Annotated in this window: 23 protein-coding genes and 1 tRNA gene; 18 read left to right on the forward strand and 6 right to left on the reverse strand. The window is 68.3% G+C overall.

Going from position 1 to position 26809, the window contains the following annotated elements:
* Positions 1-193 precede the first annotated feature (193 nt).
* On the reverse strand, positions 194-1102 hold the full coding sequence (gene bla, locus ACUKCB_RS02935; protein WP_473038890.1) for a class A beta-lactamase: 909 nt from the start codon (positions 1100-1102) through the stop codon (positions 194-196).
* Between the two features lie 128 nt (positions 1103-1230).
* On the opposite strand from bla, the gene ACUKCB_RS02940 reads away from it, so the two are divergent.
* From ACUKCB_RS02940 to ACUKCB_RS02955, 4 genes are all read left to right on the forward strand, one after another.
* Positions 1231-2097 (forward strand): LysR family transcriptional regulator, encoded by an 867-nt coding sequence (locus ACUKCB_RS02940; RefSeq protein ID WP_473038891.1) that lies wholly within the window; start codon positions 1231-1233, stop codon positions 2095-2097.
* The gene (locus tag ACUKCB_RS02945) at positions 2094-2981 is read left to right on the forward strand and encodes a serine hydrolase (RefSeq protein ID WP_473038892.1); all 888 of its coding nucleotides are present in this window, start codon (positions 2094-2096) and stop codon (positions 2979-2981) included. The genes ACUKCB_RS02940 and ACUKCB_RS02945 overlap by 4 nt, the downstream gene beginning before the upstream one ends.
* Positions 2982-3094: 113 nt before the next feature.
* The gene (locus tag ACUKCB_RS02950) at positions 3095-3703 is read left to right on the forward strand and encodes a DUF3887 domain-containing protein (protein ID WP_473038893.1); all 609 of its coding nucleotides are present in this window, start codon (positions 3095-3097) and stop codon (positions 3701-3703) included.
* A 38-nt stretch (positions 3704-3741) separates the two neighbouring features.
* Complete coding sequence (locus ACUKCB_RS02955; RefSeq protein ID WP_473038894.1) at positions 3742-4677, forward strand: lysostaphin resistance A-like protein; 936 nt, start codon at positions 3742-3744, stop codon at positions 4675-4677.
* A gap of 84 nt (positions 4678-4761) precedes the next feature.
* Here the strand turns inward: ACUKCB_RS02955 and ACUKCB_RS02960 are convergent, their stop codons facing one another.
* Positions 4762-5562, reverse strand: coding sequence for a transcriptional regulator (locus tag ACUKCB_RS02960; protein WP_473038895.1), 801 nt, complete (start codon positions 5560-5562; stop codon positions 4762-4764).
* An 89-nt stretch (positions 5563-5651) separates the two neighbouring features.
* Positions 5652-5734: transfer RNA gene (locus ACUKCB_RS02965), tRNA-Leu, on the reverse strand.
* A 146-nt stretch (positions 5735-5880) separates the two neighbouring features.
* Between ACUKCB_RS02965 and ACUKCB_RS02970 the strand changes: the two genes are divergently transcribed.
* The 5 genes from ACUKCB_RS02970 (at position 5881) to ACUKCB_RS02990 (ending at position 11053) form a co-directional block, all read left to right on the forward strand.
* On the forward strand, positions 5881-6450 hold the full coding sequence (locus ACUKCB_RS02970) for an ANTAR domain-containing response regulator (protein ID WP_191272679.1): 570 nt from the start codon (positions 5881-5883) through the stop codon (positions 6448-6450).
* Between the two features lie 326 nt (positions 6451-6776).
* Positions 6777-8336, forward strand: coding sequence for a branched-chain amino acid ABC transporter permease (locus ACUKCB_RS02975; RefSeq protein WP_473038896.1), 1560 nt, complete (start codon positions 6777-6779; stop codon positions 8334-8336).
* Positions 8337-8348: 12 nt separating this feature from the next.
* Positions 8349-9341 carry a branched-chain amino acid ABC transporter permease gene (locus tag ACUKCB_RS02980; protein ID WP_473038898.1) on the forward strand — a complete coding sequence of 331 codons (993 nt, stop codon included), beginning with the start codon at positions 8349-8351 and terminating at the stop codon, positions 9339-9341.
* A complete protein-coding gene (locus ACUKCB_RS02985) occupies positions 9331-10212 on the forward strand; it encodes an ABC transporter ATP-binding protein (protein ID WP_473038899.1) in 882 nt (293 codons plus the stop codon). The genes ACUKCB_RS02980 and ACUKCB_RS02985 overlap by 11 nt, the downstream gene beginning before the upstream one ends.
* The gene (locus tag ACUKCB_RS02990) at positions 10205-11053 is read left to right on the forward strand and encodes an ABC transporter ATP-binding protein (RefSeq protein WP_473038900.1); all 849 of its coding nucleotides are present in this window, start codon (positions 10205-10207) and stop codon (positions 11051-11053) included. Before ACUKCB_RS02985 ends, ACUKCB_RS02990 begins: the two co-directional genes overlap by 8 nt.
* A gap of 71 nt (positions 11054-11124) precedes the next feature.
* Here ACUKCB_RS02990 and ACUKCB_RS02995 read toward each other — a convergent pair whose 3' ends face one another.
* From ACUKCB_RS02995 to ACUKCB_RS03005, 3 genes are all read right to left on the reverse strand, one after another.
* Positions 11125-12354: an ABC transporter substrate-binding protein gene (locus ACUKCB_RS02995; RefSeq protein ID WP_473038901.1), complete on the reverse strand. Its 1230-nt coding sequence runs from the start codon at positions 12352-12354 to the stop codon at positions 11125-11127.
* A gap of 301 nt (positions 12355-12655) precedes the next feature.
* On the reverse strand, positions 12656-13918 hold the full coding sequence (locus tag ACUKCB_RS03000) for an ABC transporter substrate-binding protein (protein WP_473038902.1): 1263 nt from the start codon (positions 13916-13918) through the stop codon (positions 12656-12658).
* A gap of 413 nt (positions 13919-14331) precedes the next feature.
* Positions 14332-14760 carry a PaaI family thioesterase gene (locus ACUKCB_RS03005; protein ID WP_473038903.1) on the reverse strand — a complete coding sequence of 143 codons (429 nt, stop codon included), beginning with the start codon at positions 14758-14760 and terminating at the stop codon, positions 14332-14334.
* A gap of 117 nt (positions 14761-14877) precedes the next feature.
* On the opposite strand from ACUKCB_RS03005, the gene polA reads away from it, so the two are divergent.
* The 9 genes from polA (at position 14878) to ACUKCB_RS03050 (ending at position 26645) form a co-directional block, all read left to right on the forward strand.
* Entirely contained in the window at positions 14878-17640 is a 2763-nt protein-coding gene (polA, locus tag ACUKCB_RS03010; RefSeq protein ID WP_473038905.1) for a DNA polymerase I, read from the forward strand.
* Positions 17641-17670: 30 nt separating this feature from the next.
* Positions 17671-18114: an alternative ribosome rescue aminoacyl-tRNA hydrolase ArfB gene (gene arfB, locus ACUKCB_RS03015; RefSeq protein ID WP_473038906.1), complete on the forward strand. Its 444-nt coding sequence runs from the start codon at positions 17671-17673 to the stop codon at positions 18112-18114.
* Positions 18115-18572: 458 nt separating this feature from the next.
* Positions 18573-20072: a 30S ribosomal protein S1 gene (gene rpsA / locus ACUKCB_RS03020; protein ID WP_473038907.1), complete on the forward strand. Its 1500-nt coding sequence runs from the start codon at positions 18573-18575 to the stop codon at positions 20070-20072.
* A 155-nt stretch (positions 20073-20227) separates the two neighbouring features.
* Positions 20228-20725 (forward strand): GNAT family N-acetyltransferase, encoded by a 498-nt coding sequence (locus tag ACUKCB_RS03025; RefSeq protein WP_473038909.1) that lies wholly within the window; start codon positions 20228-20230, stop codon positions 20723-20725.
* A gap of 32 nt (positions 20726-20757) precedes the next feature.
* Positions 20758-21360: a dephospho-CoA kinase gene (gene coaE / locus ACUKCB_RS03030; protein WP_473038910.1), complete on the forward strand. Its 603-nt coding sequence runs from the start codon at positions 20758-20760 to the stop codon at positions 21358-21360.
* A 156-nt stretch (positions 21361-21516) separates the two neighbouring features.
* Positions 21517-23613 (forward strand): excinuclease ABC subunit UvrB, encoded by a 2097-nt coding sequence (gene uvrB / locus ACUKCB_RS03035; RefSeq protein ID WP_473038911.1) that lies wholly within the window; start codon positions 21517-21519, stop codon positions 23611-23613.
* Positions 23614-23795: 182 nt separating this feature from the next.
* Positions 23796-24239: a DUF3060 domain-containing protein gene (locus tag ACUKCB_RS03040; protein WP_191272165.1), complete on the forward strand. Its 444-nt coding sequence runs from the start codon at positions 23796-23798 to the stop codon at positions 24237-24239.
* A 339-nt stretch (positions 24240-24578) separates the two neighbouring features.
* Positions 24579-25574 (forward strand): GNAT family N-acetyltransferase, encoded by a 996-nt coding sequence (locus tag ACUKCB_RS03045; protein WP_191272163.1) that lies wholly within the window; start codon positions 24579-24581, stop codon positions 25572-25574.
* A 147-nt stretch (positions 25575-25721) separates the two neighbouring features.
* Complete coding sequence (locus ACUKCB_RS03050) at positions 25722-26645, forward strand: hydroxymethylglutaryl-CoA lyase (RefSeq protein ID WP_473038912.1); 924 nt, start codon at positions 25722-25724, stop codon at positions 26643-26645.
* The last annotated feature ends 164 nt before the right edge of the window (positions 26646-26809 follow it).

The following is a 26809-nucleotide window of genomic DNA, read 5'->3' on the forward strand; positions in this document are numbered from 1 at the left end:
AGGATCAGGGACGCGGAGCCTCCCGGGCGACCGAACTCACGGGTTGTACTCAGGTTGTGGCCGTGATGTGACCGGTTCAGCCCGCTTGCGTCTACATAAAGTGACAAAAGACCCATTTGGGGTCGAAAAGGTCGGGTAGTTACAAAGGTTCTGGCCAGCCTGCACCAGACCGGCCAGAACCCCGCCACCAGCCCTAGTCCAGGGCCTCCACCACCACCTCGGTGGCCTCCGCGATCAACGCGTCGTCGTACTCGGCCCCCTCCTCGTTACGACCCGACAGCACGGCCATGACGATCGGCTCGCCCTCCTCCGGCCACACCACGGCGATGTCGTTCCGCATCCCGTACCCGCCACCGGTCTTGTCACCCACGACCCAGCCCTCGGGCACACCCGCCCGGATCAGAGTGTCCCCCGTCACGTTCCGCACCATCAGGTCCACCAAAACCTCACGACGCTCCTCCGGCAACACGTCCCCCAACGTGAACGCCTCCAGACTCCCCACCAGAGCCTCCGGGGTACTCGTGTCCCTCTCGTCGCCCGGACCCACCTCGTTCAACTCGGGCTCCGACCGCACCGGATTGGTCACCTCGTCGCCCGTCAGCTCCGTCAAGGCCTCCCCGAAACCCTCCGGGCCCCCGACCTCCGCCAACAACAGGTTCGCCGCGGTGTTGTCGCTGTACCGCACCGCCGCATCACTCAGCTCCAACAACGACATCCCCGAATCCACGTTCTCCTCCGCCACCGGGGCGTACTCCAGCAGATCCTCCTCCCCGTACGTCACCACCCGCTCCATCTCCGCCAACGAGTTCTCCGACAGCACCACCCCCGCCAGCAGGGCCTTGAACGTCGACATGTACGCGAACCGCTCGTCCGCCCTGAACGCGACCTCCTCCCCCGAACCCGTGTCCAACGCGTAGACCCCCAACCGGGCGTCGAACTCCTCCTCCAAAGCCCCGAACTCCGCCGCGAAATCCGCCTCGGCGGGCGACTCCGACGGCACACCCGCAGAAGACGCACCCCCACCGGCCTCCGCCGCACCACAACCCACCAACGGCACCAACGCCACCGACGCCACGAACCCGCGCCATACCGAAATACGCACAACAACCCCCACGGAACAAAGAGAGAACGAACCACAACCGGCCCGCCCCCGCAGTCTCACCACCCACCACCCATACTGTCCAAGACAGAAACAGCCACACCCATGCACTTTCGGCATAACATCAGGCCATGGACCTCCTAGGAGCCTGCACAGCCTTCGTCCACGTCAGCGACAGAGGCAGCTTCACCCACGGAGCCGCAGCCGCCCGCATCCCCCAACCCGTCGCCAGCCGCCGCATCGCCGCCCTCGAAAAACACCTCGGCGCACCCCTCTTCGACCGCACCACCCGACGCCCCACCCTCACCCAGTTCGGCCACACCGTCCTGCCCACCGCACGACGCCTCGTCCACCTCGCCCACACCCTCGAACACGACGCCGCCACCGCCCGCCTCACCCCCCTCCGCATCGCCGTCCCCACCACCTGCACCACCCACGACCTCGCCCACCTCACCGCACAGGCCCGCCAACACGACCTCCACCTCGACCCCCACCCCGCACACCCCGCCCAACGCACCGAACTCCTCCACACCAACCAGGTCCGCACCGCCATCACCGCGGTCCCACCCGACCAGGCCCACTGGACCGTCCCCCTCGGCCTCGCCACCCACCGACCACCCCACCTCAACACCCACTACCTCGAAACCCTCCGCCCCCACCGAGGCGAGACCACCCCGCCCCGCCGCGTCTGGATCCAACCCGAAGACGACACACCCCACATCCGCGACCCCCTCACCCACACCGGCGACACCGTCGGCCTCCACCCCACCCAGATCACCCACGCCACCACCCTCACCAACGCCACCGCCGAAGTCCTCACCACCCACGACCTCCTCCTCTGCTCACCCCGCCAAGCAGAAGACCTCAACCTCCACTGGCGACCCCTCGGCGAAACCCAACCCACCCGCACCTACACCGCCACCGGAGAAAAAGCCGAAACCCTCCGCACCCGCCTCCACGCCCACATCGCCCACTGCCTCGGAGCACCCACCCCGTGATCACCCAACGCCTCCAGACCGAACTCGACCAGGCCAAACTCCACGCCTCCCTGCTCGTCCGCGACCTCAACACCGGACACGAGATCGGCATCCACCCCGACACCGAGTACGCCACCTCCTCCCTCGTCAAAGTCCCCCTCGCCCTCGCCACCCTCCAACGCCTCCACCACGGCGAACTCGACGGCGCCACCCCCATCCGCATCGAACCCGGCGGCCCCACCACCGGCCCCCTCGGCCTCAGCCGATTCCGCCACCCCACCACCGTCGCCATCGACGACCTCCTCTACCTCGCCATGTGCGTCAGCGACAACGTCGCCGCCGACACCCTCTTCGACCTCACCCCGCCCACCCACGTCACCCGCACCCTCCACGAACACCACATCCACGGCATCACCGTCCGACACCGCGTCCGCGACCTCAACGAAACCCCCGCCGAACGCCTCGCCCCCGACGAGACCCACCTCGCCCACACCCTCGCGATCCAGGCCCAAACCGCCGGACGCGGCCACCGCATCCCCCAACTCGACGTCACCCTCGCCAACTCGGGCTCCGCCCGAGCCCACGTCGACCTCCTCCAGGCCCTCTGGAAGCCCACCACCGTCCACCCCGACGTCGCCGCCCGCCTACGAGCCCTCATGGCCGACAACGTCGTCCGCCACCGCCTCGCCCCCGAGTTCAGCACCGACGCCAGCACCTGGTCCTCCAAAACCGGAAGCGTCCTCAACCACCGCCACGAGATCGGCGTCGTCGAACACAGGAACGGCGAGGCCTACGCCATCGCCGCCCTCACCGCATCCCACGTCCCCGCCCGCCAACAACCCGCCACCGAAGCCCTCATCGGCCGAGCCGCCCGCACCCTCAGGGACCACCTCCGAGCCAACTGACCCGCCACACACCCGCGAACACCGCGTCCCCGCAGCCCCCGACGGTCCACGATCCCCCTGGGGTTCAGGAACAGGACTGGCGCGAACGCCACATGTAAATCTATTCTTGACAAGTGCAAGAAAAATTGACGGATGCGCTGCGGGCGTTGAAAACCCACACCGACGCCCTCCTCGCCTCACGCGTCCTCACCACGGACCACGACTGGACCCACTCCATCGGACACGCCGTCAGCATCCAGACGGCAGCCGACGACGTCGTACGCGCAGTCGTCCAACAAGCACGCCGCAACGGCGCCACCTGGCAGACCGTCGGCGACGCACTCGGCGTCAGCCGACAGGCGGCGTTCCAGCGCTACGGCAAACCGGTCGACCCCCGAACAGGACAACCCATGAACACCACCCCGCTCCCCGGCGCCACCGAACTGGCCGCCTCGACCGTCGACGACCTCGCCTCCGGGCAATGGACGCGCGTCACCGAACAGTTCGACCCGACCATGCGCGACGGCCTGCCCGAAGACGCACTCGCCGCCGCATGGGCCCAGATCATCGGCCTTGCCGGAGCCTACGAAGGACACGGCGAACCAGAGGCCGCCCGGGCCGGCGACATGACCGTCACCAACACACCGCTCTCCTTCGAAGCGGGCGACTACACCGCACGCATCACCTTCCGAGACGACCGCACCATCGCCGGCCTGCACATCCTCGAAAGGCAGACGCCGTGACCCCCCAAACCCGCACCACCACCACGACCCACCCCCGCATGAGCGGACACGACCTACGATCCATCGGCGTGTTCACCGCCCTCGCGTTCGCCCTCGCCTGGCTCGTCGCCCTCCCACTCTGGCTCGGCGACGGACTCACCAGCCCCCTCTTCCCCCTCGTGTCCGTCGCCATGATGACGACCCCCGCTATCGCGGCACTCGTCGTCGTGTTCCTCATGGACAAACCCCGACAGAAGGCATGGACGCTCGGACTGTGGCCGCTCAAACCGGCCCGAAGACTGATCGGCTACGCGGCGCTGGGAATCTTCGGGTCCATCGCCCTCGTCCTGGCAGCCCTCCCGATCGGCGCGCTGCTCAGCGTCTACCCGGCCGACTTCACGAACTTCTCCGCCTTCCAACAGGCCCTCGACGAACAGGCGGGCGCCGCGGGACTGGGCGAGATCCCGATACCGACCGGCGCACTGATCACCCTCCAGCTCGCCATCCTGCCCCTGGCCGCGTTCATCAACCTCATCCCGGCCCTGGGAGAGGAGCTGGGATGGCGGGGATGGCTGCTCCCCAAGCTGATGCCCCTCGGCACACTCCCGGCCCTCCTGGCCATGGGCGTGATCTGGGGCCTCTGGCACGCCCCACTCATCCTCCTCGGGTACAACTACGCCGACGCGCCCAGCTGGCTCGGCCTGACCGCGATGGTCCTCATGTGCACCCTGGTCGGCGCGCTCTTCGGCTGGCTGCGGCTCCGGTCGGGATCCGTGTGGCCCGCCGCCCTCGCCCACGCCGCGTTCAACGGGGCGGCCGGGACCTACCTCCTCTTCGCACGGGCAGGGGAGCACATCGACACCACGCAGGCGACGGTCCTCGGCTGGAGCGGGTGGATCGTGCCGCTCGTCCTCGTCGCGGTCCTCATCGCCACCGGACAGTTCTCTCCCGCGAAGCACCCGGCCGACCCGCCGTCGAAACCCGGGTCCACCTGACGGAGGGGGCGGTTCTCATCCACCGAACGCGAACACCGGGTGGGAGCCGTCCTCGTCGGCCTCCGAGTCCCCGAACCCGACTCCTCAGTACTTCGGCCCGACGAACTGGTCCATCCGGGCCACCGCGTCCCGCTTGGAGACGGACACGACGTGCTTGTCCTGATGGGTTCCCTTCCCCTTGCTGGTGTGGACCTTCCAGGGGATGTCCAGCCGGTCCAGGGCACAGGTAAGGACGCCGATGATGTCCTTCGACGTGTTGGTGAAGTGGTAGCGCGGGTATTCGTAGTACTCCGCGCTACCATCCGGCCGCTTCTTGCGTATTCGATTGATGACGCGGCACCCGTCCGAGTGCATGAACCCACGTATGAGGGCTTTGGGTTGCTCACCAACGATGTCCTGCTGCCAGGGCTCCAGGACGATCGGGCGTGAGTGCTTGTGACCCTTGCCGTGCTGGGGAAAGATGCAGGGCCAGTGCTTGGACGTCGCCTTGATCTCGGTACAGCCAGCCCGTTTGACCATGAACACCCCGACGGGGAAGACGGCCTCGATCGCAACCTTGCAGTAACTGATGAGTTGGGGATAGCTGTTGTCGTAGAAAATTGACAACGCGTACACTCCACGCCTGCCCTGCGTGATGTGGCCGTCGCCGAGGTAGGCGCCTAGCACGTAGGCGTAGGCTTCTTGGTTGATTTCTCCGTTCGCACACCTGGGGCAGTACAGGGTGCGCTCCGCACGGCGTGCTTCGGTACCAGGGCTTCGTCGGTTCCCGTAGCGCCAGTGCCGGATTGCTTGGATGGATACACCGCACTGAGCTGCTATGGCCTTATCGGTCAGCCCTTGGGTTTTGAGGCGAAAGGTCTCGTCAACGATCTTGCGTGAGTACATACAGTGCATGGTTGCTCACGCTTCGGACATTCTCTGGCGGGATGCCACTGAACAGCAAAAAAGCCACCCGGAGGCGGCTCTGTTGTGGGTGCCGGAAGTGGGATTCGAACCCACACACCCTTGCGGGCGGGGGATTTTGAGTCCCCTATGTCTACCATTCCATCATTCCGGCTGGTTTGTCCGGTTTGCCTGCTCGGCTTCCGGTGGGCGGCGGTCCGCCAACAGTGCAGTCACGATTGACCGGCATTGCCGGGGCCGACGCACAGCATACTAGCGGATCTCGGTAACCTCGTATACGTGACGAGGACGCAGAGCCGTGTGGTGATCGCGGAAGACGAGGCCCTGATCCGCCTGGATCTCAAGGAGATGCTCGAGGAGGACGGCTACGCCGTCGTCGGGGAGGCCGGCGACGGGGAGGCCGCTATCCGGCTTGCCCAGGAGCTGAGGCCGGACCTGGTGATCACCGACATCAAGATGCCGGTGCTCGACGGCCTTTCCGCCGCCGAACGCATCGCCGGGGACCGCATCGCCCCGGTCGTGATCCTGACTGCCTTCTCCCAGCGGGAGCTGGTCGAACGGGCTCGCGAGGCGGGGGCGATGGCCTACCTGGTCAAGCCCTTCAGTAAGTCGGACCTGGTTCCGGCGATCGAGATGGCCACCTCCCGCTACGCCGAACTGGCTGCGCTGGAGGCGGAGGTCAGCAGCCTCCAGGACCGGCTCGAGACGCGCAAGCTCGTCGAGCAGGCCAAGGGGCTGCTGCAGAGCCGCCACGGGATGAGTGAACCCGAGGCGTTCAGGTGGATCCAGAAGAACTCCATGGACCGTCGGCTGACCATGCGCAAGGTCGCCGAGACAGTCGTCGAGACGCTCGGGGGACAGCAGGCCTAACCAGCCGACCCCCGCAGTACTGAACAGGGGCCGTACCCGACCGGGTGCGGCCCCTTCGTGCGGCCTCGGGGCGAGACTCGGCACAAACCTACAGATTGGCTGCTTGCAGCGGCGAAAGCTAGACGAACGTCCAGGGTCAACGCGGATCTCGTACCAGTTTGATCTCGGTTGCACACAATGGGGTGACGGTTGGATCACGTGGCTTAAGTGATGCTGAATGACCAGCCTAAATCGGGCTAAACTCACCGCACCGAACAGCTAAAGGACAGCGGTACCCGAATGCTCGCATTCGGAGTCCGCCAACCTCAGATGCGCAAGGAGCGCGCGTGCGCACACGCCTCGTGACCGTGTTGCTCGCCCTGATCACCGCATTCCTGGTGATCCCCGGGGCAGTGGCGACGGCAGACGAACAGGGCGGTGAGTCGCTGCACGGTCAGATCGGTCAGCCGGACGACCGGGACCAGGGTGTCGAAGGCATCCTGATCACGGTCTTCCAGGGTGACGACGAGATCGATGCGGTGGAGACCGGCCCTGATGGAAATTGGGAAGTGGGGTTGCCCGGACCGGGCGACTACCGCCTAGTGGTGGACCAGGAGTCCGTCCCCAGCGAGTTCGCCGTACGTGAGACGGCGCTTGTCGTCGACGGAGAGGCCGAGGTCGAGGTCGAGGCCAACAAGGACCGGCTCGTCCTCATCGTGCTGGAACACCCGGGTGAATCCGCCGAGCAGGACGAGGCGGCCCCCTCACCGGAAGAGGACGCGGCCGAGGACGAGGAGGTGCCCGCCGACGACGAGTCCGTCGCGGTCGAGGGCGTCAGCGGCGGATTCGGGGAGCGCTTCGTGCAGCTCACCGCGGCCGGTCTCCTGTTCGGCCTGGTCATCGCGATCTCCGCGATCGGCCTCTCACTGATCTTCGGTACGACGCAGGTCATCAACTTCTCGCACGGTGACATGGTCACCTTCGGCGCGATGATGGCCCTGTTGTTCAGTACCGGCGCCGCGGGGCTGGGCAATTCCCTGCTGGCGATCTTCGCCGGTCTGGGTGTCGCGGTCCTGTTGGGGGCGTTCGCCGAGGACAGGCTCAACCGGACCACGCTGGTCGTCCTCCAGTGGTCGTCGGTCTTCGGCGGTATCGCGCTGGCGACGCTGGTGGGCGTGCTCGGTGACGACCTGGGCTGGCAGGTGCCGCTGTGGGCGGCTGCCGGCATCGCGGTGGTCATGGGTGCCGTCCTGGGCGGTTCGATGGAGCGTTACCTGTGGCGTCCGCTTCGCAGGCGCAACGTCGCGCTGATCCAGATGTTCATCGTCTCGATCGGTCTGGCCCTGGTGGTGCGGCACGTGCTGCTGGTGCTCTTCGGGGCGAACCGGGAGCGTTACGCCGGTTACCAGGTGCAGGAGCTGGTGAGCTTCGGTCCGATCTCGATGCCGCCGCGCGACCTGGTGATCATGGCCATCTCGGTCGTGGTCCTGGTGCTGGTGGCGTGTCTGCTGCAGTTCACCCGGATCGGCAAGGCGATGCGTGCGGTCTCGGACAACCGGGACCTGGCGGAGTCCTCGGGTATCGACGTGGACCGGGTGACGCTGTACGTGTGGTTCCTGGGCGGCGGCCTGGCGTCGCTGGGCGGTGTGCTCTTCGGTCTGAACCAGGTCGTGGACTACGAGATGGGCTTCCGTCTGTTGCTGCTCATGTTCGCCGCGGTGATCCTGGGCGGTCTGGGAACGGCCTACGGCGCGATGGTCGGCGGTATCACCGTCGGTCTGGTGGCGATGCTGTCCACCCTGTGGTTCCCCACACAGCTCATGCAGGCGTGGGCTCTGGCCCTGATGATCCTCATGCTGCTGATCAGGCCCCAGGGTCTGCTCGGTCGGCGCGAGCGGGTCGGCTAGGAGAGGTAGACAATGGATATTTTCTTGATCCTCGCCGAGTCCGCCCGATCCGCGGTGGGTCCGGTGGCCGCGATCTACGCGTTGGCCGCGATCGGTCTGAACATGCACTTCGGTTACACGGGGTTGCTGAACTTCGGCCAGGTCGGGTTCATGCTGGTGGGCGCCTACGGCGTGGGTATCAGCGTCGCGGTGTTCGAGTTGCCGTTGCTGGTCGGGTTCCTGGTGGGTCTGGCCTGTGCCGTGGTGTTGGCGCTGCTGTTGGGTATTCCGACGCTGCGGTTGCGGGCGGACTATCTGGCGATCACGACGATCGCGGCGGCCGAGGTGCTGCGTCTGGTGTACCGGGCGGGGTTCGCGGAGCCGTTGACCAAGGGTGTGTACGGCCTGCAGAACCTGTCCGGTGAGTTCCGTACCTGGAACGTGTTCTTCGATCCGGGTGAGCGGTACGGGTTCGGTGCGTTCTCGTTCAGCGGCAACCACATGTGGTTGATGTCGGTGACGTGGGGTCTGGTGGCGCTGACGGCGTTGCTGACCTGGTTGCTGATCCACAGTCCGTGGGGGCGTGTCGTCCGGGGTATCCGGGAGGACGAGGAGGCTGTGCGCAGCCTCGGTAAGAACGCGTTCGCCTACAAGATGCAGGCCCTGGTCCTGGGTGGTCTGATCGGTGCGCTGGCGGGTTCCATGATGGCGGTGCACCAGGGTGCGATCCAGCCGGACCAGTTCAAGCCGCAGGTGACGTTCTTCCTGTGGGTGATCCTGTTGTTGGGCGGGGCCGGGCGCGTGCTCGGGCCGATCGTGGGTTCGATGGCGTTCTGGTTCCTGATGAGCTTCACGGACGGTTTCCTGCGGGGGCTGGGCCGTGAGGGGTATCTGCCGTTCCTGTCGGGTCCGGACTACGGTGCGATCCAGTTGGCGTTCGTCGGTCTGATGCTGGTGCTGTTGATCGTCTTCCGGCCGCAGGGTCTGATCGGTGACCGCAAGGAGATGTTGGTCAATGTCAAGTGACGAGATGGACGCCTCCGGGGCGGGTGCCGTGGTCGATCGGATGGCCGGGGCGGTTCCGGAGCCGGGTTCGGCGAAGTCGGATCCGATCCTGGTGGCTGATGGTGTGCGGCGTTCGTTCGGTGGTCTGACCGCCGTGGACGTGGGGCACCTGGAGGTGCAGCGGGGGACGATCACGGCGCTGATCGGTCCGAACGGTGCGGGTAAGTCGACGCTGTTCAACCTGTTGACCGGTTTCGACCGGGTGGACGGTGGCCGGTGGTCGTTCGAGGGGCGGTCGGTCAACGGCCGTCCGGGTCACCGGGTGGCTCGTGCCGGGATGGTGCGGACCTTCCAGTTGACCAAGGCGCTGACCCGGATGACGGTGCTCGACAACATGTTGTTGGGTGCTCAGGGCCAGGTGGGCGAGCGGATGGCCGGGGCGTTCCTCCGTCCGGTGTGGGGTCGTCAGGAGAAGGCGAACACGGTCCGGGCGATGGAGCTGCTGGAGCGGTTCAAGCTGGTCGACAAGCGTCAGGACATGGCGGGTTCGTTGTCGGGTGGTCAGCGCAAGCTGTTGGAGATGGCTCGTGCGCTGATGACCGATCCGAGCATGATCATGTTGGACGAGCCGATGGCGGGTGTGAACCCGGCGTTGGTGCAGTCGTTGCTGCACCACATCACGTCGTTGCGTGACGAGGGCAAGACGGTGCTGTTCGTCGAGCACGACATGGACGTGATCATGGGGATCAGCGACTGGATCGTGGTGTTGGCGCAGGGTCAGGTGATCGCGGAGGGTTCTCCTTCGGACATCCGGTCCAACCAGCAGGTGATCGATGCCTACCTGGGTGTCCAGGAGGTCGAGGACGAGGTCCGGGGGAGTGGCGATGAGTGAGGAGAGCGGGGGGCCGCGTCCGGGCCCGGAGGAGGTGCCGGAGGCCGAGGTCTTCCAGGAGCACCGTGAGGAGTTCCTGGAGCACGCGGTGGCCGAGACCGCCGAGGTGGGGGGTCCTCAGGACTACCTGCTGTTGGCCAAGGACATCGTGGCCGGTTACGTGCCGGGGGTGAACATCCTTAACGGGTGCACCCTGACGCTCACCGAGGGCGAGGTCGTGGCGATCATCGGTCCGAACGGTGCGGGGAAGTCGACTCTGATCAAGACGATCTTCGGGTTGATTCCGGTGCGCGGGGGCGGTCTGACGCTGCGGGGTTCGAGTATCGCGGGTTTGGCGGCGCACTCGTTGGTGGAGCGGGGCGTGGGTTACGTTCCGCAGACGCGGAACGTGTTCCCGTCGTTGACGATCGAGGAGAACCTCCAGATGGGGGCTTTCCTGCGGCCGCGGACGTTCGCCGACCGGTTCGCCGTGGTCTCGGACCTGTTCCCGTTGTTGGGCAAGCGCCGTAGGGCGAAGGCCGGTTCGCTGTCGGGCGGTGAGCGTCAGATGGTGGCCATGGGCCGGGCTCTGATGATGGATCCGTCGGTGCTGCTTCTGGACGAGCCCACGGCGGGGTTGTCGCCGATCTACCAGGAGGAGGTCTTCCAGCGGGTGAAGGAGGTCAACTCCACGGGTGTTTCGGTGGTCATGGTGGAGCAGAACGCGCGTCGTTGTCTGCAGATCTGTGATCGCGGTTACGTGTTGGACCAGGGCCGGAACGCGTACACGGGTACGGGTGCGGACCTGCTGAACGATCCGAACGTGATCGAGTTGTACCTGGGGACGCTCGCGAAGGGTTGATCCGGGTGTGTGTCGGGGGCGGGGCCCGTGGGGGCCTCGCCCCCTTCGTCGTGTTCTGGTCCCGGGCCGGGTTAGCCGGTGGTGTACTCGACGTAGTCGAGGATCTCGTAGCCGTCGGGGCCGAAGTGGAAGATCTCGAAGGTGGCGGAGGTGGGGTCGCCGTTGTCGTCGAAGTCGATGTTGCCGCTGCTGCCCTGGTAGTCGATGCTCTGGTTCTGGTCGAGGAGGTCGCGGCACTCCTCGAAGGCGGAGCACTCGGTGCCGTCGGGGCGGCTGATCTCGGGCAGGTGTTCGACGTAGTCGGCGGGGGCGGTGGATCCGGCGGATTCCGCGGCGAGGGCGATGGCGGTGACGCAGTCGAAGACCTGCGGGGCGAACTGGAAGACCTCGAGTTCGGGGTCGAACTGGCGCAGGCCGTCGTTGAAGCCGGGGTTGTCGGCGCTGGGGGCGACTCCGGTGGTGCCGTTGATGGCGTCGGAGGAGGCGGCGCCGAGGGTGGTGCCGAGTTCGGGGTCGTTGAGGCCGTCGGTGAGGTAGAACTGGCTTTCGATTCCGCTTTCGAGGAGGGCGGCCATGAGCTGGGTGCCCTCCTGGAAGGAGATGAGGGTGACGGCGTCGGGGTTGACGGCGGCGACGGAGCTGATGACGGCGCCGAAGTTGGTGGCGTCGGGGTCGTAGGTCTCGGTGATGGTGACGTTGGCGCCCATGGCGGCGAGTTCGGCCTGGACGGCGTTGAGGTAGCCGGTTCCGTAGTCGTCGGCGCGGGCGATGACGGCGATGTCGTTGTGGCCGTCGTCGATGATCTGTTGGGCGAGGACGGGGCCGGCGAGCAGGTCGCTGGGGGCGGTGCGGAAGTAGTAGCCGCCGTCGTCGATGTTGCTCAGTTCGGGTGAGGTGTTGGTCCCGGAGCACTGGACGGTTCGGCTGCTGGTGATGGTGTCGTAGCTGGCCTGGGTCATGGCGGAGGCGGCGGCGCCGATGACGGCGTTGACGCCGGAGGAGACGAGGGTGTTGGCGGCTTCGTTGGCCCGGGCGCTGTCGCCGGCCTCGTCGGCTTCGCGGGGCGGGGGGACCTCGGTGCCGAGGATGCCGCCGGCGGCGTTGATCTCGGATATCGCGTATTCGACCGCTGCTATCTGGGGTGGGGCGAGGAAGGCGAGGGAGCCGCTCTGGGGGTAGAGAAGGCCGTAGGTGAAGGTGCTGTCGCCGGGGTCGGTGTCGTTGTTCTCTCCGCAGGCGGTGAGGGCGAGGGTGAGTGTGAGGGCGGCCGCGGTCAGGGCCAGGGCCTTGTGGGTTGGCATGGTGGTGTCGGGTCCGTTCGGGAGGTGCCCGGTGCAGGGGGCGGTGGACGGGTGTCGGGGGAGGGGGCGCGCGGGTGGCGGCCGGGGCCGGTTCGGGGCCGTGGTGTGTTGTGCGGTGTGTATACGACGAGGCACGGCGCGCGGGGTGCGGCCGTGCCGGGGCGGTGGGTCCGCCGTGGTGTGGTGCGCACAGAGCCGGGGGTGCGGGGCGTGTGCCCCGCACCCCCGGACGGTGTGTGCGGTGTGTGCCGCTGACGGTGTCTCCTACCGGGGAACGTGGTGTTCTCTGGTGGTGACGGTGTTACTCGTTGACGGAGTACTCCTCGAAGCCGAGGGTTTCGTGGCCCTCCTCGCCGAAGTGGAAGACCTGGAAGGTGGCGGAGGTGGGGTCGCCGTTGTCGTCGAAGTCGATGTTGCCGCTGGTGCCCTGGAAGTCGATGGCCTCGTCCTGCTCCAGGAGGTCGCGGCACTCCTCGAAGCTGGAGCACTCGGTGCCGTCGGGGCGGCTGATCTCGGGCAGGTGCTCGACGTAGTCGGAGGCTTCGACGGAGCCGGCGGACTCGGCGGCCAGGGCGATGGCGGTGACGCAGTCGAAGACCTGCGGGGAGAACTGGAAGACCTCGAGCTCGGGGTCGAACTCGCGCAGGCCCTCGTTGAACTCGGGGTTGTCCGCGCCGGGGGCGACTCCGGTGACGCCGTTGATGACGTCGGGGTCGTCCTCGTTGACGGTCTTGCCGAGTTCGGGGTCGTTGAGGCCGTCGGTGATGTAGAGCTGGTCGCCCTCGACACCGGCTTCGATGAGTTCGGCGATGACCTGGGCGCCCTCCTGGAAGGAGATGAGGGCGATCGCGTCGGGGTCCTCGCTGGTGACGGAGTTGACGACCGAGTCGAAGTTGGTGGCGTCGGGGTCGTAGGTCTCGGTGGTGGTGACGCTGGCACCGAGGGCTTCGACCTCGGCCTCGACGGCGCCGAGGTAGCCGTCGCCGTAGTCGTCGGCTCGGGCGATGATGGCGATGTCGACGTGGCCGTCCTCCTCGACCATCTGGCGGGCCAGGACGGGGCCGGAGAGGAGGTCGCTGGGTGCGGTGCGGAAGTAGTAGCCGCCGTCGTCGATGTTGGTCAGGTCGGGTGCGGTGTTGGACCCGGAGCACTGGACGGTCTCGGCGGAGGTGATGGTGTCGTAGCTCGCCTGGGTCATGCCGGAGGCGGCGGCGCCGATGACGGCGTTGACGCCGGAGGAGACGAGGCTGTTGGCGGCTTCGTTGGCCTGGGCGCTGTCGCCGGCCTCGTCGCCTTCGGTGATGGCGGGGACCTCGGTGCCGAGGATGCCGCCGGCGGCGTTGATCTCGTCGATGGCGTATTTGGCCGCGCTGATCTGGGGCGGGCCGAGGAAGGCGAGGGCGCCGGTCTGCGGGTAGAGGATGCCGAAGTTGAACTCCTCGGCTGCTCCGTTGTCGCCGCTTCCGTCGCCTCCGTTGTCGCCGCCGCCGTTGCCACACGCGGTCAGTCCCATTACGAGGGCCGCGGTTGCGGCAGTGAGTCCTAGGACCTTCTTGCTTGCCATGATCGTGGTCACTCCGTTCAACCGGCGTTGCACGCTGTGTGGTGCAGCCGTGTCGTTGGTGCTGGTGCTTCCCTGATGCCCGTGATGTGTGGCATGACTTAATCAGGAGCGTTAGCGGAGCTTAATCACGGAAGTTCCGTTCCGGGAAGTGGGAGAGGGGCGTTGGTGCCAACTCGCCTCTGTGCTGTTATGAAGCTGTGGTCATGGCGGGGCTTTTTGGCCGGTTGTTTGGACGAATGAGTGCTGCTAGTACACGGTTGGCAGCAATCTGTCGCGGGGGTCGGGCACAGCGGAGCCCGGCCGTCGAGCTCCCGGGTGTGCTGGCGGGCTCCGGTGCTGGTCGGCCGGGCTGGGCGTAGCTGTGGTGTGTTTGGTGTTGTAGTGGCGCTTGTGTTTCGTGGCGCGGGCCGGGGTCAGCCCTGGGGCGCGTCGCGCAGCATGCAGGTGAGCCTGGAGGTGCACACCTTCCTGCCGTTGTCGTCGCTGATGGTGATGTCCCAGGTGGCGAGGGTGCGGCCCAGGTGGACGGGGGTGGCGACCCCGGTGACGTGGCCTTCGGTGGCGGACCGGTGGTGGGTCGCGTTGATCTCGATGCCCACGGCGATGCGGCCGAACTGTTGGGCGTGGATGGTGGAGCCGATGGAACCCAGGGACTCGGCGAGGACGCAGGAGGCGCCGCCGTGGAGGAGCCCGAAGGGTTGGCGGTTGCCTTCGACCGGCATGCGGCCCACGACGCGTTCGGGGGAGGCTTCGGTGATCTCGATGCCCATGTGCTTGCCCAGTCCGCCGACGAGTGCTCCGGAGTCGAGGAGTTCGCGCAGCGTGTCGGCGTCTGTGGTCATGGTGTGCCTTCCGATCCGGTCAGGTGGGCCCGTATCCGGTCGAACCGGCCGGGGCGGGGTGGGTGTTCCCGTGGTGGTGGCCGCGGGCTGTCTGTAGCGCATCCTAGGATTCGTTGTGTGGTGACCAAGCGAGAGACCCCCGAACAGACATCCCAGGCCGGCGGCGGGCGCCCCCGCCTACTCCTCCTGGACGGCCATTCGATGGCCTTCCGCGCGTTCTTCGCGCTGCCGGTGGAGAAGTTCGGTACCAGTACCGGGCAGTCCACCAACGCCGTCTACGGCTTCGCGTCGATGCTGGTGAAGTTGTTGCGTGAGGAGGAGCCGACGCATGTGGCGGTGGCGTGGGACCTGTCGGGCCCCACGTTCCGGCACGAGGAGTACGACGAGTACAAGGGGGGCCGTTCGGAGACCCCGCCCGAGTTCCCCTCGCAGGTGCCGCTGACCCAGGACCTGATGCGGTTGATCGGGGTCACGAACCTGTCGGCGCCGGGTTTCGAGGCCGACGACGTGATCGCCACGCTCGCGCACCAGGGCGGTCAGGCGGGTATGGAGGTGTTGATCGCCTCCGGTGACCGGGACGCCTTCCAGTTGGTGACCGAGGACTGCACGGTGCTCTACCCCGGTAAGAGCCTGTCGGACCTGCGCCGGATGGACCCGGCCGCGGTCCAGGACAAGTACGGCGTCACCCCGGAGCGGTATCGGGATCTGGCGGCGTTGGTGGGGGAGAAGGCCGACAACCTTCCGGGGGTGCCGGGTGTGGGACCCAAGACCGCGGCCAAGTGGATCACGAAGTTCGGTTCGTTGGACGAGCTGGTGGCCCGGGCGGACGAGGTTCCGGGCAAAGCCGGGCAGAGTTTCCGCGACCACCTGGACGACGTGCTGCGCAACCAGCGGCTGAACCGGTTGGCCACCGACGTGGAACTGGACGCCGCCGTGGCCGAGCTGGGGTTGGGCGAGGCGGACCGGGCGGGTATCGACGCGCTCTTCGACAACCTGGAGTTCGCCTCCAACCTGCGCGAGCGCCTGTACGCGGCGATCCGCGCGGGCGAGGGCGGTGCGGCGGACGAGTCGGCGGGCGGGGCGGCCGAGGGCTTCGCGGTGGAGGTGACGGTCGCTCGAACGGGTCAGGTGGCCGCCTGGCTCACCGAACACGCCGCCGCCGAGGGGCTCACGGAGGAGGCCCCGGCCGGGGTGGCCGTCGACGGCACCTGGGGTCGGGGCACCGGGCGGGTGGACGCGCTGGCGGTCACCGTGCCGAGCGGGGACGCCCTGTTCGTCGACCCGGTCCTGTTGGACGCGGACGACACCGAGGCATTGGCGGCCTTCCTGGCCGACCCGGAGAGGCCCAAGGCGGTGCACGAGTACAAGGGTGTGCTGTTGGCTCTGGGCGCGCACGGTTGGACGCTGGGCGGGGTGGTCAGCGACACCGCCCTGGCGGCGTACCTGGTGCAGCCGGGGCAGCGCCGGTTCGACCTGGCGGACCTGTGCCGCAAGTACCTGGGGCGGGAGCTGGAGGAGGACACCGACGGCGCCCAGATGGCCCTGGACCTGGGCGGGGAGGGCGAGGCCGGGCGCGGCCGCGGGCTGGCGGTGCGGGCCGCGGCCACCCGGGACCTGGCCGGGGTGCTGTCCGCCGAGTTGGACAAGCGGGGCGGTACCCATCTGCTGCACGGGGTGGAACTGCCGCTGGTGGACGTGCTGGCCAGGATGGAGCGGGCCGGGATCGCCGCGGATCGCGGGTACCTGGAGGGTTTGCAGGGGGAGTTCGCCGCTGCGGCGCGCGGTGCGGTGGAGCGTGCGCACGAGGTCGTGGGGCGGGAGTTCAACCTGGGCTCGCCCAAGCAGTTGCAGCAGGTGCTGTTCGAGGATCTGCAGCTGCCGAGGACGAAGAAGATCAAGACGGGGTACACGACCGACGCGGACGCGTTGGCGTGGCTGGCGACGCAGACCGACAACGAGCTGCCGGGTGTGCTGTTGCACCACCGGGACCAGACGAAGCTGCGCACCACGGTCGAGGGTCTGATCAAGACGGTCGCGGACGACGAACGCATCCACACCACGTTCAACCAGACGGTGGCGGCGACGGGGCGGCTCAGTTCCACCGAGCCGAACCTGCAGAACATCCCGGTGCGCACGGACGTGGGGCGGCGGATCCGGCGGGCGTTCGTGGTGGGCGAGGGCTTCGAGGAGCTGTTGACGGCGGACTACAGCCAGATCGAGCTGCGCATCATGGCCCACCTGTCGGGGGAGCAGGCGCTGATCGACGCGTTCAACAGCGGGTATGACTTCCACGCGCAGATGGCGGCCCAGGTGTTCGGTGTCGCGGTGGACGAGGTCGACGGTGAGGCGCGTTCCCGGATCAAGGCGATGAGCTACGGGTTGGCGTACGGGTTGAGCGCCTACGGGCTGTCCCAGCAGCTGGGGGTGGCTCCGGACGAGGCGAAGAAGCTGATGGAGGACTACTTCGCGAGTTTCGGCGGGGTGCGTGACTACCTGAACGCGGTCGTGGACGAGGCCCGGAAGGTGGGGTACACGGAGACGATCCTGGGGCGGCGCCGGTACCTGCCGGACCTGACGAGTGACAACCGGCAGCGTCGGGAGATGGCGGAGCGGATGGCGCTCAACGCTCCGATCCAGGGGTCGGCGGCTGACATCATCAAGGTGGCGATGCTCCAGGTGGACGCGGCGCTCACCGAGGGCGGGTACGGGTCCCGGGTGCTGCTGCAGGTGCACGACGAGCTCGTGGTGGAGGTCGCGCCGGGTGAGCGCGAGGCGGTGGAAAACCTCGTGACGCACGAGATGGGCTCGGCCTATGCTCTGCGTGTTCCGCTGGGCGTCTCGGTCGGCAGCGGACAGAACTGGCACGACGCCGCGCACTAGGTGCCGGCGCTGAAAACGGAGGTGGGAACGGTGACGGGGCAGGAAGAGACCGCGGGTGGTTTGGCCGTGGGGCCCGTGACCGTTCCCGCTGACGCGTTGACGTGGCGGTTCTCACGGTCCTCGGGGCCGGGCGGGCAGCACGTCAACACCTCGGACACCCGGGTGTCGCTGTCGTTGGACGTGGCCTCCTGCAGGGCCTTGGGGGCGACGCGGCGTGCGCGCGCCCTGGAGCGCCTGGCGGGCCGTCTGGTGGACGGGGTGTTGACGGTGTCGGTGCAGACGCACCGTTCCCAGGTCCGCAACCGGGTGGAGGCGCGTGAGCGCCTGGCCCGGGTGCTGGCGGAGGCGATCGAGCCCCCGCCGCCGGAGCGCCGTAGGACGAGGCCGAGCCGGTCGGCGAAGCGGCGCCGGTTGGAGGCCAAGCGTCGTCGGAGTGACGTCAAGAAGACCCGCGCGCGCCCTCCGATGGACTGACGCGGGGCCTTGCGGGGGCTGTCGGGTGACGGTCGGGCAGCCTCCCGCCGACTTTTTTCCGGACCTCTCCGGCCGGCCCCGCCGGAGAGGGACGTGCGGGGCGTCAGGCCCTGTCGGACATGGGCGGGGACCTAGTTGATCTTCCCTGGCATGCTCGGGTAAATTGCGGCCATTACGGCCTTCGTCGGGTTGGCGGCCCTGGGTTCCGATTGACCAGGACGCCCTTGTCTCATATTCTGACGTTAGCGTTGTGGGTTCGTGCGGGCGTCTGCTGTCTCCGTAGGGGGCAGGAGGGTTGCACCGCTTCGGTCTCCACTCTGGACCCGGCGGCTGGCGGTCACGGACGGCTCGTTCCGTTATGTGACTCTCGCTTCTTACTTCTGGACGGCGGATCGACGGGCTCGAACCTGCGGCGTGCCCATTTCCTGAACCTGTCCGTATCCGGAGTCCACCCACAAATGACGAGCAGCACCGAGGCCACCTCGACACCCCAGGTAGCGGTCAACGACATCGGGTCCGAGGAAGCCTTCCTCGCGGCGATCGACGAGACCATCAAGTACTTCAACGACGGTGACATTGTCGAGGGCACCATCGTGAAGGTCGATCGAGACGAGGTCTTGCTCGACATCGGCTACAAGACCGAGGGTGTGATCCCCTCCCGGGAACTGTCGATCAAGCACGACGTCGACCCCGGTGAGGTCGTTGCTGTCGGCGACCAGGTCGAAGCCCTCGTTCTCCAGAAGGAGGACAAGGAAGGCCGTCTGATCCTGTCCAAGAAGCGCGCTCAGTACGAGCGGGCCTGGGGCACGATCGAGAAGATCAAGGAAGAGGACGGCGTCGTCACCGGCACCGTCATCGAGGTCGTCAAGGGCGGCCTCATCCTCGACATCGGCCTGCGTGGCTTCCTGCCCGCATCGCTGGTCGAGATGCGCCGTGTGCGCGACCTGCAGCCCTACGTCGGCCGCGAGCTCGAAGCGAAGATCATCGAGCTGGACAAGAACCGCAACAACGTGGTCCTGTCCCGTCGCGCCTGGCTGGAGCAGACCCAGTCCGAGGTCCGCCAGACGTTCCTCAACACCCTCCAGAAGGGTCAGATCCGCAAGGGCGTCGTCTCCTCGATCGTCAACTTCGGTGCCTTCGTGGACCTGGGCGGCGTCGACGGTCTGGTGCACGTCTCCGAGCTCTCCTGGAAGCACATCGACCACCCGAGCGAGGTTGTCGAGGTCGGCCAGGAGGTCACCGTCGAGGTTCTCGACGTGGACATGGAGCGCGAGCGCGTCTCCCTGTCGCTCAAGGCGACCCAGGAAGACCCGTGGCAGCAGTTCGCCCGGACCCACCAGATCGGCCAGGTCGTTCCCGGCAAGGTCACCAAGCTGGTTCCGTTCGGTGCGTTCGTGCGTGTCGAGGAGGGCATCGAGGGCCTGGTCCACATCTCCGAGCTGGCCGAGCGCCACGTCGAGGTGCCCGAGCAGGTCGTCCAGGTCGGCACCGAGATCTTCGTCAAGATCATCGACATCGACCTCGACCGCCGTCGCATCAGCCTCTCGCTGAAGCAGGCCAACGAGAGCGTCTCGCCCGACCAGGTGGACTTCGACCCCACCCTGTACGGCATGGCTGCGGACTACGACGAGCAGGGCAACTACAAGTACCCCGAGGGCTTCGACCCCGAGAGCGGCGAGTGGCTCGAGGGCTTCGAGGCTCAGCGGGACGAGTGGGAGCGCAGCTACGCCGAGGCGCAGGCTCGTTTCGAGGCTCACCGCAAGCAGGTCGAGGAGGCGCTGGCGGCCGAGGCCGACGCCGCCAACGCGCCTGCTCCGGAGGAGGAAGAGGACGACCACACCGGTGGTGGCCAGAGCACCGGCGGTTCGTCGGCCAGCTCCGAGTCCACCAGCGGCGCGCTCGCCTCTGACGAGGCGCTGGCCGCTCTCCGCGAGAAGCTCGCGGGCGGCGAGGCCTAAAGCCTCCTCGCCGGGCTCCGGCCCGGGTGACGGTTGTTCGAGGGGCCGTCCCCACCACTGGTGGGGGCGGCCCCTCGCCGTGTCCGGGTGTCCGCCGGACATGCCCTAGGGTGCTGCTGAGCCCCCTGAGGGCGGGGGCCTGTCCAGGAGGCGAAGTGTTCGACATCCACCCGGCTGTTCCGGGCGACGCCGGTGAGATCCTCACCCTGCAGCGCGCCGCCTACGTCGACGAGGCCCAGGCGTACGGGGACCCGTTCATCCTCCCGCTCACCGAGGGGTTGTCCCGGATCGAGAGGCTCCTGGCCGACGAGGACACCCTGGTGCTCAAGGCCCTGGCGGGGCACCGCCTGGTCGGGGCGGTGCGGGCGGGGACCACCGACACCACCGGGGTGGTGGGTCGTCTCGTGGTCGCCCCCGACCTGCGCGGCCGCGGGATCGCGCGGGCGCTGCTGAACCGGGTGGAGGGGGACCTGCGGGCGCGCAGGCCGGACCTGAGGGCGCTGACCCTGTTCACCGGGGCGCAGAGCGCGCAGAACCAGCGCCTGTACCGGGCGCTGGGCTACGCCGAGACGCATCGGGAACGGGTGGCCGACCACCTGGTGCTGGTGCACATGCGTAAGGAGTTGGACGAGGTGAGCGTGGGGTCGGCGTGACGCTGGGCTCGTCCGACCTCTAGGGTTTGGCCATGCTGAAAGTGGGACTCACCGGTGGGATCGGTTCGGGTAAGAGCGCGGTGTCGTCCGCGCTGTCCGACTACGGCGCGGTGGTGATCGACGCCGACGCCATCGCTCGGGAGGTCGTCGAACCGGGGACCCCGGGGCTGGCGGAGGTGGTCGCCGAGTTCGGTGAGGGGGTGCTCACCCCCGAGGGGCGGTTGGACCGGCCCAAGCTGGGTGAGGTCGTCTTCGCCGACGAGAACAGGCTGGCCAGGCTCAACGAGATCGTCCACCCCCGGGTGGCCGAGCGCAGCGGCCAGCTGATGGAGCAGGCGTTGGCCTCCGATGCCAGGGTCGTGGTCTACGACGTGCCCCTGTTGGTGGAGAACGGCCTGGAGTCGTTGTACGACGTGGTGGTCGTGGTGGACACCCCGGACCTGACACGGATCGAGCGGGTCTCCCGGGACCGGGGGATGCCGCGCGATCAGGTGCGGTCCCGGATCGCGGCCCAGGCCGACCGGGAGACCCGGTTGGCCGCCGCCGACTTCGTGGTGGACAACTCCGGGACCCGCGAGGAGCTCGCCGAACGGGTCGCCGAGCTGTGGCGCCGGCTCCTGGACCGCGCCGGTTAGCCGTGTCCCCGTTCTCCGCGGCGTTGGGAGCAGGGGGTCCTTCTGACGGAGGCCCGACGGACTTCGCCCCGGCGGGGATGTCGTAGGCGGTCTGTAGCGTTGGGTGGAGGGGCACACGTGGGGGCGGGCCCGACGTTCGATGGGAGAAGAGGGCAAGTGCGACCGGTCAGCGACATCAAACGCAGTGAGGCACCCTTCGAGGTCATCTCGGAGATGACGCCGGCGGGGGACCAGCCGAAGGCGATCGCGGAGATCTCCAGGCGGGTGCGGGAGGGCGACGAGCACACCGTGCTGCTGGGCGCCACCGGTACCGGTAAGACGGCGACGGTGGCCTGGACGGTGGAGCAGTTGCAGCGGCCCACCCTGGTCATGCAGCCCAACAAGACCCTGGCCGCGCAGTTCGCCAACGAGCTGCGGCAGATGCTGCCGAACAACGCGGTCGAGTACTTCGTCTCCTACTACGACTACTACCAGCCCGAGGCGTACGTCCCGCAGAGTGACACCTACATCGAGAAGGACTCGTCGATCAACGACGAGGTGGAGCGGTTGCGGCACTCGGCGACCAACTCGCTGCTGACCCGGCGGGACACGATCGTGGTGGCGTCCGTGTCGTGCATCTACGGCCTGGGCACCCCGCAGGAGTACGTGGACCGGATGGCCCAGTTGGCCGTCGGCATGGAGGTGGACCGGGACGAGTTGCTGCGCCGCCTGGTGGAGATGCAGTACACGCGCAACGACATGGCGTTCACCCGGGGGACGTTCCGGGTGCGCGGGGACACGGTCGAGATCATCCCGGTGTACGAGGAGTTGGCGATCCGCATCGAGATGTTCGGTGACGAGATCGAGCGGTTGTTGACGCTGCACCCGCTGACCGGCGAGGTGCTGGGGGAGAGCCAGGAGATGTTCATCTTCCCCGCCTCGCACTACGTGGCCGGCGAGGAGCGGACCGAGCGGGCGATCGGCACGATCGAGGCGGAGCTGGGGGAGCGCCTGACCGAGCTGGAGGGCCAGGGCAAGCTGCTGGAGGCGCAGCGGCTGCGGATGCGCACCACCCACGACCTGGAGATGATGCGCCAGCTCGGGACGTGTTCGGGGATCGAGAACTACTCGCGGCACTTCGACGGGCGTGACCCGGGCAGTGCGCCCAACACCCTGCTGGACTACTTCCCCGAGGACTTCCTGCTGGTCCTGGACGAGTCGCACGTGACGGTGCCGCAGATCGGTGCGATGTACGAGGGCGACGCGGCGCGCAAGCGAACCCTGGTGGACCACGGTTTCCGGCTGCCGTCGGCGATGGACAACCGGCCGCTGAAGTGGGAGGAGTTCACGGAGCGGATCGGGCAGTCGGTCTACCTGTCGGCGACGCCGGGCAAGTACGAGCTCCGGCAGAGCGGTGGGGACGTGGTGGAGCAGGTCATCCGGCCGACCGGGCTGGTCGACCCGGAGGTCCTGGTCAAGCAGACCGAGGGGCAGATCGACGACCTGGTGCACGAGATCCGGGAGCGGGCCGAGCGCTCGGAGCGGGTCCTGGTCACCACGCTGACGAAGAAGATGGCGGAGGACCTCACCGACTACTTCGCCGAGCTGGGGATCCGGGTGCGGTACCTGCACAGTGAGGTGGACACCCTGCGCCGGGTGGAGTTGCTGCGTGAGCTGCGCGTGGGTGAGTTCGACGTGCTGGTGGGCATCAACCTGCTGCGTGAGGGCCTGGACCTGCCGGAGGTGTCGCTGGTGGCGATCCTGGACGCGGACAAGGAGGGTTTCCTGCGTTCGGAGACCTCGCTGATCCAGACGATCGGCCGGGCGGCGCGCAACGTGGCCGGCCAGGTGCACATGTACGCGGACAACGTCACCGACTCGATGAGCGCGGCGATCGAGGAGACCAACCGGCGCCGGGACAAGCAGTTGGCGTACAACGCCGAGCACGGGATCGACCCGACGCCGCTGCGCAAGCAGATCGCGGACATCCTGGACACCCTGAACCGGGAGGACGTGGACACCGAGGAGCTCATGTCGACGGGGTACCGCCAGGGTGGCGGTAGGTCCGCGAAGGCGCCGGTGCCCGCACTGGGCGATCGCGCGGACGTGTCGGGCATGCCGCGGGCGGAGCTGGCCGGACTCATCGAGCAGTTGAGTGAGCAGATGCACCAGGCCGCGACCGACCTGCAGTTCGAGCTGGCGGCCCGGTTGCGGGACGAGATCGGTGAGTTGAAGCGGGAGCTGCGGGGGATGGATGCCGCCGGGGTGAAGTGACGCCAGGGCCTGTCGGTGCGGGGTTTCGGGTGTGGGAGGCCCTCGTGGCCCACCCTCGGACGGTATCGGAACAGGAACGATCAAAGAACGTTTGTGTCGCGTAGTTACCTTCGCGTGACATACTCTTGTGCTCTGCGTAAGACGTATGTCGCTTTTGCCTTTTTTGAGGTGTGGGGGAGTCCATGGTCGGTCGGCTGCTGGGTGCTGCCGGGGGAGCGGTGCTGGTCGGGTTCCTGGGGGCCGGGTGCGGATTCGGCCCGGACCGCGACGAACCGGTGGAGGTCGTGCACACCCCTGGCCCGGATCAGGGGCGGGATGAGCGGGATCCCGAGGTCAGCGTCACCAATGACGAGGTCATAGTGATAGTGGAGGACGGCGCGGACGTCCACGACGAGTGCGCGAACCGGGAGGTCGTGGTCTCCGCCGACGACGCCACGGTGGTCCTGGACGGGGAGTGCGGGCTGGTGCGCGCCACCGGGCGGGGCTCCGTCGTCGAGGTGGGCGCCGCGGAGAAGATCGTCCTCGTGGGCGTGGACAACCAGGTCTCCTTCGCCTCCGGCGACCCCGAGGTGGTCAACCAGGGCCGCAACACCACCGTCAGCGAGGGCGGCACCGCCCTGCGCTGAACCGGCGCGCCGGGTGCCCGCGCTGCGGTCCGCGTCGGCGGATCTGCCGCCCCGCCACCTGAGAGCGGCCTCCGATCCGTTACCGTGGTGCGCGTCCATCCGCTTCCGCACGGATTGTGCGGAAGGGACGGGCCACGTTGCCTGGGTCCTCCTTTTGCCGCTTCCGTTCACCTGTACCGCTGTGAGGCGGTACGGTCGATTTCGCCGCCACACCGTGCGTTCGGAGACGGCACCAGACCGTGAGGGGCACACCGCGACGCAACCGCGTCCGCCCCTCGGCCCGGTCCGGGTGGGACCGAGGGCGTGCGCTTGACGAAGGACCCGCTAGGGGAGGGGTGGATGAGCGGTTATGTCGCGCGGGTGCGACACGACGAGTCGCCCGGAGGCGACGTCGGACTCGACCCGTTGGTGCGTTCCGCCGCCCAGCGTTGGGCGGAGTCGGACCCCCTGCTGCCCGAACCCGTGGGGTTCGCCCCCAACTCCTACCCGCTCCTGACCGTCAGCGACGAGGACGGACGTACCGTCGCGGCGGGCAGTATGCACTACACCTGGTACCAGCCGGGCGAGGTCGGCCGTATCTGGGGCGTGCCCGACCAGCACTGGCTCACCCCCATCGTCGGCGGCCCCGAGCCCGCCCGCGCCCTGGACTCACTGCTGACCAGTTGGCGCGACCAGCTGGAGGACCTGCCCACCGGTACCGGTTCGGAGTCGGCGGCACTGGTGAGCTGGCCCGCACGGGACGTCGAGGGCATCATTCCGTTGCAGCGTCACGGGCTGCAGCCCTACACCGTGCTCGCCGCCCGGCAGCGCCGCCGCGGAGTGCCGCCGTCGCTGCCGCCGCGCGACGTGGCGATCCGGCTGGCCGACATCGGTGACCTGACCCAGGTGGTGGGGCTGCTGATGGAGGAGCACCGCTACGAACAGCACTTCGGCGGTGTGTTCCTGCAGCCCGACACCGCCGAGCAGACCCGCAAGGTCGCCGCTCGGGCGCTCAACCGTTCGCGCTCGTGGATCTGGCTGGCCGAGCGCCGGGGCCGGGCCGTGGGCCTGCTGTGGGTGTCGCCGCCCGAACGCTCCCGCTGGGCGAAGTCCCTGGTCAGAGCGCGCCCGATCGCGCACATCGGTTACGGCGTGGTGTCGGCGGCCGAGCGCGGCCACGGAATCGGTACCGCCCTGGTCAGCCAGGCGCACCAGGCCCTGGACAGCCACGGGGTGGGGGTGTCCGTGCTCAACTATGCGGCGATGAACCCGCTCTCCGGGCCGTTCTGGCACCGCATGGGCTACCGGCCGGTCTGGACGACCTGGGAGGTCCGGCCCGCCCTGGCGTTGCGCTGACGTTCGCCTGAGCCCCGCTGAGGGGCCTCGTGCGCGGGCCGCCGGGGTCCGGCGGCGACTGCTGGCGGCTCACCCGGTGACCGGGGTCACCTTGGGCTCCGTTAGCCTGGGCGGGCAGACGCGACGGGGCGTGGAGAGGTGGAGCCGATGACCGCGGACGACCGTGGGCCCGAGGGTGCCGAGCAGGTGGAGATCGTGGAGGTGGGGCCGCGGGACGGCCTCCAGAACGAGGCCACCGTGCTGTCGGTCGGGGAGCGGGTCGAGCTGATCGGGCGCGCGGTGGCAGCCGGGGTGCGCAGGATCGAGGCGGTCAGTTTCGTCAACCCCAGGCGGGTGCCGCAGATGGCGGGGGCCGAGGAGGTCATGGCCGAGGTCGGGCGCGAGCCCGGGGTGTCCTTCATCGGGTTGGCCCTCAACCGGCGCGGCCTGGACCGGGCGCTGGCAGCCGGGGTGTCCGAGGTCAACGTGGCGGTGCCGGCCACCGACGGGTTCTGTACCCGCAACCAGGGCTGCACGGTCGACGAGATGCTGGACTCGGTGGCCGAGATGGACCGGGAAATGGCCGGGACGGGCGTTCCGCTGAGCGTCACCGTCTCCACGGCCTTCGGGTGCCCGTTCGACGGTGAGGTCGCGCCGGAGCGGGTCGTGGAGGTCGTGCGCCGGATCGCGGACACGGGCGCGGTGGAGGTCGCGCTGGCCGACACGATCGGGGTCGGGGTGCCCGCCCAGGTGCGGGACCTGTTGCGCCGCACGGCGGAGGTGGCGGGCGGGCGGACCCTGCGCTGTCACTTCCACAACACCCGTAACACCGGTTACGCGAACGCGCTCGCCGCGGTGGAGGAGGGGGTCCGGGTGCTGGACTCCAGCCTGGGCGGTTTCGGCGGCTGCCCCTTCGCCCCGGCCGCCACCGGCAACATCGCCACCGAGGACCTGTTGTACATGCTGCACCGCAGTGGGCTGCGTACCGGGGTGAGCCTGGTCGGTGCGGCCGCCCTGGGCGACTGGATGGGCGAGCGCCTGGGCAAGCAGCCGCCCGCCTACCTGGGCCGGGCGGGCGCCTTCCCCGCCTGAGCGCGGGCGGGCCACGACGGGGCGCGTCTCCGGCGGGAGGAGGGGCGGCCGTTCATCACACCCGCGTCCTCGTCGCCGGCGTCCGGCGGCGTCGGCCGGTGCTGTTGCCTTCGCCACGTGGACCGGTGCCGCGGGGACCGGACCGGCCCGGTAGCAGGGCTTTG

This window comes from Nocardiopsis moroccensis, assembly GCF_055763695.1.

Coding starts and splice junctions, on each gene's coding strand:
- ACUKCB_RS03005 (WP_473038903.1), bottom strand. CDS start 14,760: ATGACCACAGACGCCGACACGCTGCGCGAACTCCTCGACTCCGGAGCA.
- ACUKCB_RS02980 (WP_473038898.1), top strand. CDS start 8,349: ATGGATATTTTCTTGATCCTCGCCGAGTCCGCCCGATCCGCGGTGGGT.
- ACUKCB_RS02990 (WP_473038900.1), top strand. CDS start 10,205: ATGAGTGAGGAGAGCGGGGGGCCGCGTCCGGGCCCGGAGGAGGTGCCG.
- ACUKCB_RS03050 (WP_473038912.1), top strand. CDS start 25,722: ATGACCGCGGACGACCGTGGGCCCGAGGGTGCCGAGCAGGTGGAGATC.
- ACUKCB_RS03040 (WP_191272165.1), top strand. CDS start 23,796: ATGGTCGGTCGGCTGCTGGGTGCTGCCGGGGGAGCGGTGCTGGTCGGG.
- ACUKCB_RS03045 (WP_191272163.1), top strand. CDS start 24,579: ATGAGCGGTTATGTCGCGCGGGTGCGACACGACGAGTCGCCCGGAGGC.
- ACUKCB_RS02960 (WP_473038895.1), bottom strand. CDS start 5,562: ATGTACTCACGCAAGATCGTTGACGAGACCTTTCGCCTCAAAACCCAA.
- ACUKCB_RS02995 (WP_473038901.1), bottom strand. CDS start 12,354: ATGCCAACCCACAAGGCCCTGGCCCTGACCGCGGCCGCCCTCACACTC.
- ACUKCB_RS03000 (WP_473038902.1), bottom strand. CDS start 13,918: ATGGCAAGCAAGAAGGTCCTAGGACTCACTGCCGCAACCGCGGCCCTC.
- rpsA (WP_473038907.1), top strand. CDS start 18,573: ATGACGAGCAGCACCGAGGCCACCTCGACACCCCAGGTAGCGGTCAAC.
- coaE (WP_473038910.1), top strand. CDS start 20,758: ATGCTGAAAGTGGGACTCACCGGTGGGATCGGTTCGGGTAAGAGCGCG.
- ACUKCB_RS02955 (WP_473038894.1), top strand. CDS start 3,742: ATGAGCGGACACGACCTACGATCCATCGGCGTGTTCACCGCCCTCGCG.
- ACUKCB_RS02940 (WP_473038891.1), top strand. CDS start 1,231: ATGGACCTCCTAGGAGCCTGCACAGCCTTCGTCCACGTCAGCGACAGA.
- ACUKCB_RS02985 (WP_473038899.1), top strand. CDS start 9,331: ATGTCAAGTGACGAGATGGACGCCTCCGGGGCGGGTGCCGTGGTCGAT.